The 13,142-nt window shown below is 69.6% G+C and carries 13 protein-coding genes; 10 read left to right on the forward strand and 3 right to left on the reverse strand.

Annotated features, from left to right (window positions below; genetic code table 11):
- Positions 1 to 111 precede the first annotated feature (111 nt).
- Together QSK26_RS25550 and QSK26_RS25555 are read left to right on the forward strand one after the other, a co-directional pair.
- Positions 112 to 747: a TetR/AcrR family transcriptional regulator gene (locus QSK26_RS25550; protein ID WP_285777779.1), complete on the forward strand. Its 636-nt coding sequence runs from the start codon at positions 112 to 114 to the stop codon at positions 745 to 747.
- A complete protein-coding gene (locus tag QSK26_RS25555; protein WP_285777780.1) occupies positions 744 to 1,862 on the forward strand; it encodes an acyltransferase family protein in 1,119 nt (372 codons plus the stop codon). The genes QSK26_RS25550 and QSK26_RS25555 overlap by 4 nt, the downstream gene beginning before the upstream one ends.
- Before the next feature lie 42 nt (positions 1,863 to 1,904).
- On the opposite strand, the gene bla is transcribed toward QSK26_RS25555, so the two are convergent.
- On the reverse strand, positions 1,905 to 2,852 hold the full coding sequence (bla, locus tag QSK26_RS25560) for a class A beta-lactamase (RefSeq protein WP_285777781.1): 948 nt from the start codon (positions 2,850 to 2,852) through the stop codon (positions 1,905 to 1,907).
- A 118-nt stretch (positions 2,853 to 2,970) separates the two neighbouring features.
- Between bla and QSK26_RS25565 the strand changes: the two genes are divergently transcribed.
- From QSK26_RS25565 to QSK26_RS25590, 6 genes are all read left to right on the forward strand, one after another.
- Positions 2,971 to 3,966, forward strand: a complete 996-nt coding sequence (locus tag QSK26_RS25565) for a sigma-70 family RNA polymerase sigma factor (RefSeq protein WP_285777782.1) — start codon at positions 2,971 to 2,973, stop codon at positions 3,964 to 3,966.
- A 33-nt stretch (positions 3,967 to 3,999) separates the two neighbouring features.
- The gene (locus QSK26_RS25570; protein WP_285777783.1) at positions 4,000 to 4,575 is read left to right on the forward strand and encodes a DUF5753 domain-containing protein; all 576 of its coding nucleotides are present in this window, start codon (positions 4,000 to 4,002) and stop codon (positions 4,573 to 4,575) included.
- Between the two features lie 73 nt (positions 4,576 to 4,648).
- A complete protein-coding gene (locus tag QSK26_RS25575) occupies positions 4,649 to 5,191 on the forward strand; it encodes an RNA polymerase sigma factor (RefSeq protein WP_285777784.1) in 543 nt (180 codons plus the stop codon).
- On the forward strand, positions 5,188 to 6,105 hold the full coding sequence (locus tag QSK26_RS25580) for a hypothetical protein (protein ID WP_285777785.1): 918 nt from the start codon (positions 5,188 to 5,190) through the stop codon (positions 6,103 to 6,105). The genes QSK26_RS25575 and QSK26_RS25580 overlap by 4 nt, the downstream gene beginning before the upstream one ends.
- A gap of 211 nt (positions 6,106 to 6,316) precedes the next feature.
- Complete coding sequence (locus tag QSK26_RS25585) at positions 6,317 to 6,730, forward strand: ribonuclease domain-containing protein (RefSeq protein WP_285777786.1); 414 nt, start codon at positions 6,317 to 6,319, stop codon at positions 6,728 to 6,730.
- Between the two features lie 8 nt (positions 6,731 to 6,738).
- On the forward strand, positions 6,739 to 7,116 hold the full coding sequence (locus tag QSK26_RS25590; protein ID WP_285777787.1) for a barstar family protein: 378 nt from the start codon (positions 6,739 to 6,741) through the stop codon (positions 7,114 to 7,116).
- 25 nt (positions 7,117 to 7,141) lie between these two features.
- Here the strand turns inward: QSK26_RS25590 and QSK26_RS25595 are convergent, their stop codons facing one another.
- Positions 7,142 to 7,579 carry a GNAT family N-acetyltransferase gene (locus QSK26_RS25595; protein ID WP_285777788.1) on the reverse strand — a complete coding sequence of 146 codons (438 nt, stop codon included), beginning with the start codon at positions 7,577 to 7,579 and terminating at the stop codon, positions 7,142 to 7,144.
- Positions 7,580 to 7,823: 244 nt separating this feature from the next.
- Between QSK26_RS25595 and QSK26_RS25600 the strand changes: the two genes are divergently transcribed.
- The gene (locus QSK26_RS25600) at positions 7,824 to 9,830 is read left to right on the forward strand and encodes a substrate-binding and VWA domain-containing protein (RefSeq protein ID WP_285777789.1); all 2,007 of its coding nucleotides are present in this window, start codon (positions 7,824 to 7,826) and stop codon (positions 9,828 to 9,830) included.
- An 18-nt stretch (positions 9,831 to 9,848) separates the two neighbouring features.
- Here QSK26_RS25600 and QSK26_RS25605 read toward each other — a convergent pair whose 3' ends face one another.
- Positions 9,849 to 10,529: a hypothetical protein gene (locus tag QSK26_RS25605; protein ID WP_285777790.1), complete on the reverse strand. Its 681-nt coding sequence runs from the start codon at positions 10,527 to 10,529 to the stop codon at positions 9,849 to 9,851.
- Between the two features lie 452 nt (positions 10,530 to 10,981).
- Here QSK26_RS25605 and rpoB point away from each other — a divergent pair.
- On the forward strand, positions 10,982 to 13,142 hold a 2,161-nt coding region (gene rpoB / locus QSK26_RS25610; RefSeq protein WP_285777791.1), incomplete at its 3' end, for a DNA-directed RNA polymerase subunit beta.

Here is a 13,142-nt window from a genome sequence, read left to right on the forward strand (position 1 = left end):
CTTCGAAGTGGCCAGGATCCCGAGCCTAGACGACGCGGCTCCGGCGGCGGTGGACCGGGGGCACGGAGAACTGTCTCCCGCGAATCTGTCCCACCGTGCTAAATTCTGGCCGTGCAGTCAAAAAGTAGGCCAAGCGGCCAGAAGTCGCGATCGTTCATCGAGACGGCCCGCCGGGCGCAGATCATCGCCTCGGCCATCGAGGTGATCGCCGGCCACGGCTTCGCCAAAGCGTCGCTGGCCCGCATCGCCGAGCACGCGGGCATCAGCAAGGGGGTGATCTCCTACCACTTCGCCGGCAAGGACAAGCTGATGGAGGAAGTGGTCACCCAGGTCTACAGCGAGATCGTCGAGGCGGTGTCGCCGATGATGATGGCCCAGAAGAGCGCGACCGCGTTGCTGCGGACCCAGATCCTCGGCGTCGCCCAGCACATGCGCGGGCACCGCACGCAGCTCAAGGCGCTGGGCGAGATCTTCATCCACCTGCGCCGCCCCGACGGCACTCCGCGTTACGGGATCACCACGAGCGAGGAGCTGTTCCAGGTCCTGGAGCACATCTACCGGCTCGGCCAGCGAAACGGGGAGTTCCGCCCGTTCGACATCCGGGTCATGGCCATCACCCACCAGGCGGCGCTGGACAACATGTTCGCCTACTGGAGCGCCTTCCCCGAGCACGACCTCGAAGCCCACGCCCGCGAGCTGGCGGACATCTTCGAGCACGCCACCCGCGCTGAGGAGACCCCTTCATGACCGCCACGACGACACCCGGGACACCTTTACGCACCGGGCGGCTGCTCTACCTCGACAACCTGCGCGTCGCCCTGACCGTCCTGGTGGTGGTGCACCACCTGGCCGTCACCTACGGCAACATCCCGCTCTGGTACCACGTCGAGCCCGCCGAAGACCCCTCCGGCCTGGCCCTGGACATCCTGGTCACCTTCGACCAGGCGTTCTTCATGGGCGCGTTCTTCTTCATCTCCGGCCTCTTCACCCCGGGCGCCCACGACCGCAAGGGCGGCCGGCTCTTCCTGCGCGACCGGCTGGTCAGGCTCGGCATCCCGCTGCTCGCCTTCCTCCTGCTGCTGCGCCCGCTGGTGAACTTCGAGTCCTACCCGGCGGTGGCCGCCGCCCTCGGCGACCCCGGCCTGCCGTACTGGCTGTTCTACCTGGTCACCTGGGATCCGGGGCCGATGTGGTTCGTCGAGGTGCTGCTCGTCTTCGCGGCGCTGTACGCGGTGTGGCGCGCGTTCGCGCGGGCGGTGCCGGTGGTGGAGACGCCGGTGGCGCCGCGGGCCCGCGCGGTCGTGCTGTTCACGCTCGGCCTGACCGCGGCGACGTTCCTGTGGCGGCTGGTGGTGCCGGTCGAGGCTTACTGGCCGGTGATCGGCCTGCCCACGCCGTCGTACCTGCCGCAGTACGCGGCGCTCTTCGTCGCCGGGCTGGTCGCCTACCGGCGCCGGTGGCTGGAGGCGCTGTCGCCGAGGGCGGGGCGCCTGGCCTTCGCGGCGGCCGGTGCGGTGACGGCGGTGCTGTTCCCGCTCGCCATGGTCACCGCGGGCCCGGTGCAGACGCTGGCGCTCGCGGCCTGGCACTCGTCGTTCGCGGTCGCGATGTGCACCGGGCTGCTGTGGCTCTTCCGGCGCCGCTTCGACCGGCAGGGGCCGCGCGGCCGGTTCCTGTCCGCGAACGCCTACACGGTCTACGTCGTGCACCCGGTGGTGCTCGTCGGCGTCGCCTGGGCCTTCGTCTGGCTGGACGCGCCCGCCGTGGTCAAGTTCGCCGTGACGACCGTGATCGCGCTGCCGCTCTGCTGGCTGCTGGCCTCGGCCGTACGCGCCCTGCCCGGGGCGAAGCGGGTGCTGTAGACGGGCTCCGGCGTCCCGGGCGGGCCGGAGCCCGTCCCCCGGCTAGGGGAGCCTGCCCAGGCCGCGGGCCAGGATGGTGGCGGTCTGGGCGATGACCGCTTCGTCGTACGGGGCGTCGGCCGCCCGGCGGTCGGTGTAGATCGACATGATGATCGGGGCCGCCGACTTTCCCGGCCAGATGACGGCGATGTCGTTCGCCCCGCCGTAGTAGGAGGTGGAACCGGTCTTGTCGCCGATGATCCAGGTCCTGGGCAGGCCGGCGCGGATCCGGGCGTCGCCGGTCTGGTTCGCGCGCAGCCAGCCGTTCAGCCGCGCCCGGTCCTTCGCGTGCAGCGCGTCCCCGGCGGTGAGCGCGCGCAGGTCGCGGGCCGCGGCCACCGGGGTGGTGGTGTCCCGCTTCGCACCGGGCTTCCACACGTTCAGATCGGTCTCCCAGCGGTCCAGCCGGGAGACCGGGTCCTTCAGCGTGCGCAGGTACCCGGTCAGCCCCGCCGGGCCGCCGATCTGCCTGAGCAGCATGTTGCCCGCGGTGTTGTCGCTCCGGGTGATGGCCGCCTCGCACAACGCGGCGACGGTCATCCCGTCCCGCACGTGCTTCTCGGTGACCGGCGAGTACTCCACCACCTCCTCGGCCTTCCAGCGGATGACCCGGTCCATCAGCCCCGGGTCGGACGTGCGCGCCTTGTGCAGCACCGCGCCGGCGGCCAGCGCCTTGAAGGTGGACAGCAACGGGAAGCGCTCGCCGGACCGGTTGCCGACCGTCCTGCCGGTGGCGGTGTCCACGGCGTAGGCCCCGATGCGCCCCTCGTAGGACGCCTCCAGCTTCCGCAGCTCCTGCCGGACCCGCTCCTCGCGGGAGACCGGCCCGGTGACCGCCGCGCCCTGCGTGCTCGCCTGGGCGGCGCCCGCGCCACAGGCCGATCCGGCGAGCAGTATGGAGAGCGCCAGCCCGGCCGCCTTCGTCGCCGCCGGAAAGCGGGAGTATCGCATGCCATGTCCTTGCCTTCGGGAACAGAGGGCGTCGAGCCAATCAGACCGGATCCGATGATGTCCAATATCGATATCGCCGGCCGGTGGATATCGGACCACATATGAGTGCAGGTGGGGAATGACGAGCGGCGATCACACGGAGCTGCTGGATGCCGCGCGGGCGGGTGACTCCGCGGCCTTCGGGCGGCTGGTGGACCCGTTCCGCGGCGAGCTGGAGGCGCACTGCTACCGGATGCTCGGGTCGATCCACGACGCCGAGGACGCGGTGCAGGACGCGCTGGTGCGCGCCTGGCGGGGGCTGGACCGGTTCGAGGACCGCGGCTCGATCCGGCCCTGGCTGTACCGGATCGCCACCAACCGGTGCCTGACGATGCTCGAACGCCGGGGCCGCAGGGAGCTGCCCACCGATCTCAGCCCCGGCGCCGCGCCACAGGCCGAGACGATGTGGCTGGAGCCGTACCCGGACGACCGGCTGGGGCTCGCGGACCTCGGCCCCGAGGCGCGATATGTCGCCCGCGAGGGGGTGGAGCTGGCCTTCGTCGCCGCGCTCCAGCATCTGCCCGCCCGGCAGCGGGCCGTGCTGGTGCTGCGCGAGGTGCTGCGGTTCTCCGCGCAGGAGGTCGCCGGCCTGCTGGACACCACCGTCGCGTCGGTCAACAGCGCGCTGCAACGCGCCAGGAAGACCCTCGCCCTGCGGCTTCCCGGCGACAGCCGGCAGGCGGCCCTGAGCTCCCTGGACGAGGCGGGCATCCGGAAGGTGGCGGACCGCTATGCCGCCGCGTGGGAGCTCGGCGACGTGGACGCCATCGTGGCCATGCTGACCGAGGACGCGAAGTACGCGATGCCGCCGCTGCCCGAATGGTACGAGGGCCGGGACGCCGTCAGGGCGTTCCTGGTCGAGGGTCCGCTGAGGCTGCGGTGGCGTGTCCTGCCCGCGCGGGCCAACGGGCAGCTCGCGTTCGGCACCTACATGTGGGACGCGGGCAAGGAGGTCTACGTCGCGGCGGGGCTGGACGTGGTCGTCCTGCGCGGCGCCGAGATCGCCGAGGTCGTTTCGTTCCTGATGCCGGACATCTTCCCGTTGTTCGGCCTGCCCGCCGAGATCGCGGCGTGATTCCTCGTAGGGTGGCCGGGTGAGGTGTCCCACGTGAGGAACGACCCGGTCGCCCGGGAGATCGCGAGCGCGGCCAGGGTGCGGTCGGCCGGGTGGCTCGCGGTCTTCTCCGCCGCGATGATCCCGGCGTTGCTGCAGACCCCGGAGTACGCCCGGCCGGCGCTGGCCCTCGGCCGGGAGGTGACCGGGCGGGAGGCGGCGCAGGCGGCGACCGTCCGCACCGGGGCGCAGGCGATGCTGACCGAGCCGGGCCGGAAGTTCGCCTTCCTGCTCACCGAGGGCGCCGTGCGCACCTGGCCGGGGTCACCCGCGCTGATGCCGGCCCAGCTCGACCGGTTGCTCCAGGTGGCGGAGCTGCCGAACGTACGGCTCGGCGTGGTGCCGTGGTCGGCGCCGGTCCCCGCGTTCCCGCTGCACGGGTTCACGATCTACGACGGGACGGTGAGCGTGGCCGAGAGCTTCACCGGCGACGTCACACTGAGCGGGGAGGCCGAGCTGGCCGCGCACGAGGAGATCTTCGAGTCGTTCGCCGCGGCCGCGGTCTATGGCGACGACCTGCGCATACTCCTCGCCCGGATCAGGACCGAGTTCGCCCGGTTGCCCGCCTGACGGGCAAAGCAGTAATGCTTCTGGCATTCCGGACATGGATCGAGGTGACCGTCGATCCAAGTAAGGAGGCCGGATGGGAGCCGACCCCCACGGCCGGTTCGTGGAGTTGTACGAACACGCATACAGACCGGTGCTCGGATACGTGCTGCGCCGCTGCCAGAACCCCGACGACGCGGCCGACGTGGTGGCCGAGACGTTCACGGTCGCCTGGCGGCGGATCGCCGAGGTGCCGCCGGGCGAGGAGGCCAGACTCTGGCTGTTCGGCGTAGCCCGCCGGGTCCTCGCCAACCACCGGCGCGGTGAACGCCGCCACGACCAGCGGACCGCGGCGCTACGGGAGCAGCTCGCCGCCTCCCCGCTGGTCACCGGCCCGCCGCGGGAGGACCTCTCCCCCATGGGCGAGGTCTTCCGCGGCCTGCCCGACGACGACCGGGAACTGCTCGCCCTGGTCGCCTGGGAACGGCTGGACGCCGGGGAGATCGCCCTCATGCTCGGCATCTCCCGCAACGCCGTACGGGTGCGGCTCTTCCGTGCCCGCAAGCGGTTCGCCAGGGGGCTGCGCAGAGCCGGATACGACCGCACGTACGCCATCGCCCTGGAAGGGAGCACCCTGTGAACATCTCCGAACTCGCCGATGTGCGCGACGAGGACCTGGCCGGCGACCCGGCCGGGCAGGCGTCCGGTGCGGGGGCCCGGACGCTGATGAACGCGATCATGTCCGAGGAGCCGGCGCCCGCCACGCCGCCGCGCCGCTCTCCGTGGCGCTCCCCGCTCCGCCGCGGCGTGCTGCTCGGCACGGCCGTCATCGGGCTGGCCGCGGCCGTCGTCCTCGGCGTCGGCCTGCCCGCGGGCGGCCCCGTCACCGCCTACGCCAACGCGGCCGTCGCCGTCGATCTGAGCCCCGGCTCGCTGAGCATCGACGTCATCGACCCCGCCGCCGACCCCCGGCGCTTCGAGGAGGCGTTCCGTGCGATCGGGGTGAACGCGACGGTGCGCATGATCCCCGCGATGCCGGACCACGTGGGCAAGCTGTACGGCCCGGCCCTCACGGACCCCGACTGGCGGGGCAGCATGACCATGAAGTCCGACGGCGCCTGCGCCGCGGTGTACTGCGCCACGTACACGCTGCACGGCGACCTGCCCAGCAGGCTCGCCTTCGGCATCGGCCGCCCCGCCGCGCCCGGCGAGCCGTACGCCGACATACCCCCGGCGGACACCGGCAGGTGGCAGGGCGCCCTGGACGGATACCACCGCGACGGTTTCGACGTGCACGGCAAGACCGTCGCCGAAGTCCGCTCCGAGCTGGACCGGCGCGGGCTGGGAGCGCGTTACCGGCTGTGGTGGAGCTACCCGGACAACTCCTACTTCGGCGAGCCGGTCCCGGCCGACCGGGTCAAGGACGACTGGATCGTCGAGTCGTCCCGCGCCTACAGCTCCGACACCATCGAGGTCACCGTCGTCCCCGGCCCCGAGGCCGGACCCGCCCCCGAGCCCTCTCCCGTTCCCCGGGCGTGGGACCTCCGGGAGTGACCGCCGGGTCCTCGGCCGGCGCGAGCAGGCCGGGGACCCGCCCCTCGGACCCACCCCTCGGACGCGTCCCGGCCGGGCCGGCGCGCCCGGGGCCGCGGTGAGGCTGTCCGCCGGGAATTGTTCACCATAGCTTTTACGATCTTTGTCTTCCTTCGGGCGGCTCTGACGGAGATCCTGACGGGTGTCTGTTCCCCCCGCAAAGGAGGCTTCGATGCGCACCCAGCATCGCCCCCGACTGTTCTGGCTGGCACGGCTGACCGTCCTGCTCGCCGCCGTCATGTCCATGACCGGTGTCGTCGGCATCACCCCCGCCAACGCCGCGGTCTACAACTCCTGCACCATCTCCCGCTGCGCCGACGCGCGCGCCGCCGACGCCACGTGGGCCTCCAAGGGCTACCCCACGTCCGCCGGCTGGTACACCTGGTCGGGCGGCAGGTACAACTACACTGGCGGTCGCTTCTACAACCGTGAGGGCCAGCTGCCCAGCGGCGCGACCTACTACGAGTACGACGTCTACCCGCGGGCGCGGGGTGCCGCGCGTGACGCCTACCGCATCGTGGTCAACCGCAGCACCGGCGTGACCTGGTTCTCCCCGAACCACTACACCGACTTCTACCGGCTCTAGGACTTCCCATGACCTCCGCCGCACGTCCGCTGCCGCACTGGCTGACGGTTTCCACCGCGCCCGCGCCGGCGGTCGTCGACGGACGCGCCTGCCGGACCCGCGCCGCCTTCTTCGAGGAGGCGGCGCGGGCCCTGCGCTTCCCCGGCTATTTCGGCCACAACTGGGACGCGTTCGCCGACTCCCTGCGCGACGCGACCGCCGCCGGTGCCGTCGCCCTGATCGTCGAGCACGCCGAGGACCTGCTCAGCGCCGAGGCCCCCGACCAGTTCGGCACCCTCCTCGCCATCCTCACCGAAGCGGCGAAGACCGGCCTCACCCTCTCCCTGCGCACCACCCCCGCCCACGAGCCCGACCTCCGGAACCGGGCCGCCGCCGCCCTCGGGTAGCGGAGGCGGCTCTCGCCGGTGGCCGTCAGACGCCGGTCAGCCGCTTGAACAGGTGCACGTCCTCGTGGCCGCCGGGGAAGCCGAGCATCCGGCCGGTCTCGGCGTAGCCGTGCCGCCGGTAGAAGCCGGGGGCCTGGAAGGTGAAGGAGGACACGGCGACCCGGTCACAGCCGCGTCGTACGGCTTCCGCCTCGGCGGCCTGGAGGAGCCTGCTCCCCCACCCGTCTCCCCGGCTGTCCTCCCGCACCCACAGCATCGAGATGCCGCAGAAGCCGCCCCACGTCCAGGCGGTCAGCCCGCCGACGAGGTCACCGGACGCGTCGGTGACCTTGACGGAGAAGGAGTCTCCGTAGGGGACGCCGATCGCGGCCTCGTTGAAGGCGGTCAGCTCGTCGTCGAGCCGCCTGCTCAGCCGGGGGTCACGGGCGCCGACGGCCAGGGTGGGGCCGGGGTTCGCTTTCACGCTCGTGGAGTATGTCAGCGACCCCCGCCACCCCGAAACCCATTTGACGACCGCCCCCACCCGTACAGAATCCATTTCTGCGGATGACCCGCCCATCCACATGATCAACAAAGAACCGGTCAATCTACGATTTTTCGCGACTTATCCGGCTAATTCAGCGGGGGTCATCCGACGAAAAGCCGAAGCAGATTACGATTTTCGTACCATTGCGCACCAAAGGTTGGCCAAGCAGCACCATGGTCATGTGAACGATCTGCTTCGGAGCGGCGGCAACCTGCTGGGTTACGCGCTGTTCGCCGTGGGCGCGAACGCTCTCATCAACCTGGCCACCGACCGGGGCGGGATCTACCTCCTCCCCTGCCTGGTCTTCGCCGTGGTGCTCCATATCGTCAACGCCTTCCTGGCCAAGAAGATCGAGCCGATCGTTCAGGTCACCAGCCCCGTCGCGCTGACAAGCCGCCTGACGAAAACGCTGTGGCAGTGGTGGAAGGGCCGGTTGCCGAAGGACGGCAGGACCTTCCTGTCCCTGGGCGCCACGATGCTGGCCACCAACCTGGTCGCCCTGACGATTTTCACCGGAGTGATCGAGGTCCTCCACCGGAACCGGCCGCCGTGCGCGGGGACCGCGGTCAAGATCCGTATCGCGGCCTCCCAGGAGAAGGACGGCGTGCTGAGCCAGGTCGCCGGCAAGTACAGCGGGCGGCAGGTCGGCGACGACATCTGCGGTCAGGTGGAGATCGTCTCCGTGAACTCGGGGATCGCGATGAAGGCGCTGGCCGACGGCTGGAACGAACAGGAGCGCGGCCCACGGCCGCACGTGTGGAGCCCGGCGTCATCCGTCTGGATCACCCTCCTGGAGCAGTACGAGAGCGCCGTCGACCAAGCCGATCCCGTGCCGGACTACGACCACCCCTCGATCGTCACCACCCCGCTGGTGATCGCGGTGCTGGAGTCCGTCGCCCAGAAGCGGGGCTGGCTCGACCGGCCGATCGGCTGGGCCGATCTCGCCACGCTCACCACCAGCAGCCAAGAAGCCTTCAAACTCGGAAAGACCAACCCGAACTACTCCACCTCCGGCCTCAACGCGACCATCGGCGCCTACTACGCCGCGACCGGCAAAGCCTCCGACCTGACCGTCACCGACGTCCAGCAGCCGGACGTCCAGGGATTCGTCAAAAACGTCGAACGCTCGATCGTGCACTACGGCGACATCTCCCTGACCTTCCTGGAGAACCTCCAGCGGGCCGACCAGCGCGGCGAGGCCAACGACTACATCTCCGCGGTCACCGTCGAGGAGAACTCGGTCATCGACTACAACCGGGGCAACCCGACCGGCGACCCGGCCACCCTCGGGAAGCAGCCGCCGCCCAGAGACAAGCTGATCGCCTTCTACCCCAAGGAGGGCACGCTCTACTCCGACCACCCCTACATCCGGCTCGACCACTGGATGACCGCCTCGGAGAAGGCCGTCGCCGACGATTTCCTCCGCTACCTGCACAGCCCCGCCGTACAGGCGGAGTTCCAGTCGTACGGCTACCGCGACCACCTGGGACGGCCCGGACCGGCCGTGCCCCCGCGCGGCGCGAGCACGGCGATCAGGACCCTCAACACGCCGGCGCCCGAGGTCATCGACGCGATCCTGGAAAGCTGGTCCCGGCTCCGCAAACCGGCCAACGTGCTCATGGTCATCGACAAGTCGGGCTCCATGAACACGCTGACGCGCGGTCCCGCCAAGACCCGGCTGGCACTCGCCAAGGAGGCCGCGCTGGCGGCGCTGCCGGAGTTCCGCCCCGACGACCGCCTCGGGTTGTGGGTCTTCTCCACCCGGCAGGACGGCGACCTCGACTACGTGGAGACCGTGCCGCCCGGCCCGATGTCCGAAGTGGGCGGCAGGCTCAGGAAGGCGATAGCCGAGATCACCGTCCAGGGCGGCACCGGCCTCTACGACACGGTGGCCGCCGCCTTCGACCGGATGCGCGCCGCCAGGGACCCGGACGCCATCAACGCGATCGTCTTCCTCACCGACGGCAAGAACGAGAAGGAGGAGGTGGGCCTGGACCTCCCCCACCTGCTCCGGATCCTGGACAAGCCGAGCGAGGACTCGATCCGCGTCTTCACCATCGGCTACGGCGAAGAGGCCGACCAGAAGGTCCTGAAGCAGATCGCCGACCTCACCGAGGGCCACGCCTACGACTCCCGCGACCCCCACCTGATCGACGAGGTCTTCACGTCGGTCATCTCCAACTTCTGACCGTCCCGACGAGCCCTTCTATACCCCCGGGGGCAGCCGGAAATGATCGGCCACCTCGGTCACGAGGTCATCGACCGGACGGGTGCCGTCCACCGCGACCGTGCGCAGCCCGTACGTCGTGGCCTGACGGCGGACCTCCTCGTCCCACAGCGCGTCTCGCGCGAGGCGCTTGACGAGCATCTCCTCCGGTTCGTGAGCTCCCCAGGTGGCCCGGGCCCGTTGCGGGTCGGCATACCGATCGGTCAGGACACGCTGCCGGAATCCGGGAGAAGGCAGCAGGAACACCGCCTGGTGCCCGCCGGAGAGCAACGACGCGACATCCCTGGGCAGGACGCCGAAGTAGTCGACCAGGATGATCCGGTCGCCGGGGAGGGCGAGGAGGTCCTCGACGAGAAAGCCGGCCGTCTCCCCGTGCAACCCGGCCATCGACCGGAACACCTCCCGCGCCGACCGGCCCGCCCACTGTTGCCCGGGCGCCGCGCCGCGCAGGGCGTGCAGTCGGGGATGCCGCTCCCGCGTGCTCCGAGCCAGCCAGTCGTGTTCCGCCCGGTCCCCTCTGTAGATCAGGACGTCGTGGCGACGCGCCACCGCCTCGGTCAACGTGCTCTTGCCGGCTCCTGTCCCACCGGCGATCCAGCGCACATGAGCCAACCGCCCGACGAGCGCGCCGCCGCCTATCGCGCCATGGGAAGACATCATGCACCCGATTGTCGTGACACATCGCGCACAATCACAGCCTTGTTCTTCAAGCACAAGGAGCCGAGTATGAAAGAAAGGGAGAATGTCGTTCCCTGCCGGCAGGATCACGGGCTGGTACGAGGAAAACGCTGATGAGGACGATGAGCCGCGGCAGTGGGAGGCGGCCCGGCAGCGGCGGGCGGAGGAGAAGTGGCCTTTCCGAGGCCGTGAATCGGGCCTCCGGCGATCGACTCGACCTGCGTGTCCGGTGGCTTGACAAGGGTGGCGGTGTCGGTCATCCTGTAAATGCGACCGACGGGAGAGGTCTGCGGGAGCGTGGACAAATTTAGATAGAGCGAGTACGCTCGTCCTCCACGCTGCCTCCTAGATGACCCGCTTCGCTTCGCTCACGGTGCGATGTCGTCTGGCGTGCGTGTAGTCAGTCCGCCGCGAGCCCTCGGAAGGACATCTTGTTGGCAGCCTCGCGCAACGCCTCCGCCGTACCCGCCGGTCCCCGTCGCGTCTCCTTTTCGCGTATCCAGGAGCCCCTGGAGGTTCCCGACCTTCTCGCTCTCCAGACCGAGTCCTTCGACTGGTTGCTCGGCAACGAGAAGTGGAAGGCCCGGGTCGAGGCGGCTCGTCAGGCCGGGCGCAAGGACGTTCCGGCCCAGTCCGGTCTCGAAGAGATCTTCGAGGAGATCAGTCCCATCGAGGACTTCTCCGGAACCATGTCCTTGTCGTTCCGCGACCACCGGTTCGAGCCGCCCAAGCACTCGGTCGACGAGTGCAAGGACAAGGACATGACCTTCTCCGCCCCGATGTTCGTGACGGCGGAGTTCATCAACAACACCACCGGTGAGATCAAGAGCCAGACGGTGTTCATGGGCGACTTCCCGCTCATGACGCCGAAGGGCACGTTCATCATCAACGGCACCGAGCGTGTCGTGGTCTCCCAGCTCGTCCGCTCGCCGGGCGTCTACTTCGAGCGCAATGTCGACAAGACCTCCGACAAGGACCTGTACGGGTGCAAGGTGATCCCGTCGCGGGGCGCCTGGCTGGAGTTCGAGATCGACAAGCGGGACTCCGTCGGGGTGCGCATCGACCGCAAGCGCAAGCAGGCGGTCACGGTGTTGCTCAAGGCTCTCGGGTGGACCAGCGACCAGATCCTGGAGCGTTTCGGACAGTACGAGTCCATGCGCGCCACGCTGGAGAAGGACCACACCTCGGGCCAGGACGACGCCCTGCTCGACATCTACCGCAAGCTGCGTCCGGGCGAGCCGCCGACCAAGGAGTCCGCCCAGACCCTGCTGGAGAATCTCTATTTCAACCCCAAGCGTTACGACCTCGCCAAGGTCGGCCGCTACAAGATCAACAAGAAGCTCGGCGTCGGGAGTGAGATCTCCCAAGGCACGCTCACCGAAGAGGACATCGTCGCGACGATCGAATACCTCGTCCGGCTGCACGCCGGTGAGGACTCGATGCCGGCCGCCCAGGAGGCGCCGGTCGACACCGTCATCGTCGAGATCGACGACATCGACCACTTCGGCAACCGCCGTCTGCGCAGCGTGGGCGAGCTCATCCTGAACCAGGTCCGGCTGGGCCTGGCCCGTATGGAGCGGGTCGTCCGCGAGCGGATGACCACCCAGGACGTCGAGGCCATCACGCCGCAGACCCTGATCAACATCCGCCCGGTGGTGGCGTCGATCAAGGAGTTCTTCGGCACCTCCCAGCTGTCCCAGTTCATGGACCAGACCAACCCGCTGGCCGGCCTGACGCACAAGCGACGGCTGAACGCGCTCGGCCCCGGTGGTCTGTCCCGTGAGCGGGCCGGCTTCGAGGTCCGTGACGTGCACCCGTCCCACTACGGCCGGATGTGCCCGATCGAGACCCCCGAAGGCCCGAACATCGGCCTGATCGGCTCACTGGCCTCCTACGGCCGCCTCAACGCCTTCGGCTTCGTCGAGACGCCATACCGCAAGGTCGTCGACGGGAAGGTCACCGACCAGATCGACTACCTCACCGCCGACGAGGAAGACCGTTTCGTCAAGGCCCAGGCCAACACGGTCCTCAACCCCGACGGGTCGTTCGCCGACCCTCGGGTCCTCGTCCGCACCAAGGGCGGCGAGACCGAGCTCGCCCGTGCCGAGGAGGTCGACTACATCGACGTGTCGCCGCGCCAGATGGTGTCGGTGGCCACCGCGATGATCCCGTTCCTGGAGCACGACGACGCCAACCGGGCGCTCATGGGCGCGAACATGATGCGCCAGTCGGTGCCGCTGCTGAGAAGCGAAGCCCCGCTGGTCGGCACCGGGATGGAATACCGGGCCGCCACCGACACGGGCGACATGATCAGCGCGGAGAAGGCGGGTGTGGTCGAGGAGGTCTCCGCCGACTACGTCACCGTGATGAACGACGACGGCACCCGGACCACCTACCGGGTCACCAAGTTCAAGCGTTCCAACCAGGGCACCTCGATCAACCAGAAGCCGATCGTCTCCGAAGGCGACCGGGTCGAGGTGAACCAGGTGATCGCCGACGGTCCGTGCACCGACAACGGTGAGATGGCGCTGGGCAAGAACCTGCTGGTGGCGTTCATGCCGTGGGAGGGTCACAACTACGAGGACGCGATCATCC

Source organism: Microtetraspora sp. NBRC 13810, assembly GCF_030268685.1.
GTDB lineage: Bacteria > Actinomycetota > Actinomycetes > Streptosporangiales > Streptosporangiaceae > BSRQ01.

Excerpts from the sequence above, each read along its gene's own strand:
- QSK26_RS25575 (WP_285777784.1), top strand. The coding sequence starts at position 4,649 with ATGGGAGCCGACCCCCACGGCCGGTTCGTGGAGTTGTACGAACACGCA.
- QSK26_RS25585 (WP_285777786.1), top strand. The coding sequence starts at position 6,317 with ATGCGCACCCAGCATCGCCCCCGACTGTTCTGGCTGGCACGGCTGACC.
- QSK26_RS25605 (WP_285777790.1), bottom strand. The coding sequence starts at position 10,529 with ATGATGTCTTCCCATGGCGCGATAGGCGGCGGCGCGCTCGTCGGGCGG.
- QSK26_RS25555 (WP_285777780.1), top strand. The coding sequence starts at position 744 with ATGACCGCCACGACGACACCCGGGACACCTTTACGCACCGGGCGGCTG.
- bla (WP_285777781.1), bottom strand. The coding sequence starts at position 2,852 with ATGCGATACTCCCGCTTTCCGGCGGCGACGAAGGCGGCCGGGCTGGCG.
- QSK26_RS25590 (WP_285777787.1), top strand. The coding sequence starts at position 6,739 with ATGACCTCCGCCGCACGTCCGCTGCCGCACTGGCTGACGGTTTCCACC.
- QSK26_RS25565 (WP_285777782.1), top strand. The coding sequence starts at position 2,971 with ATGACGAGCGGCGATCACACGGAGCTGCTGGATGCCGCGCGGGCGGGT.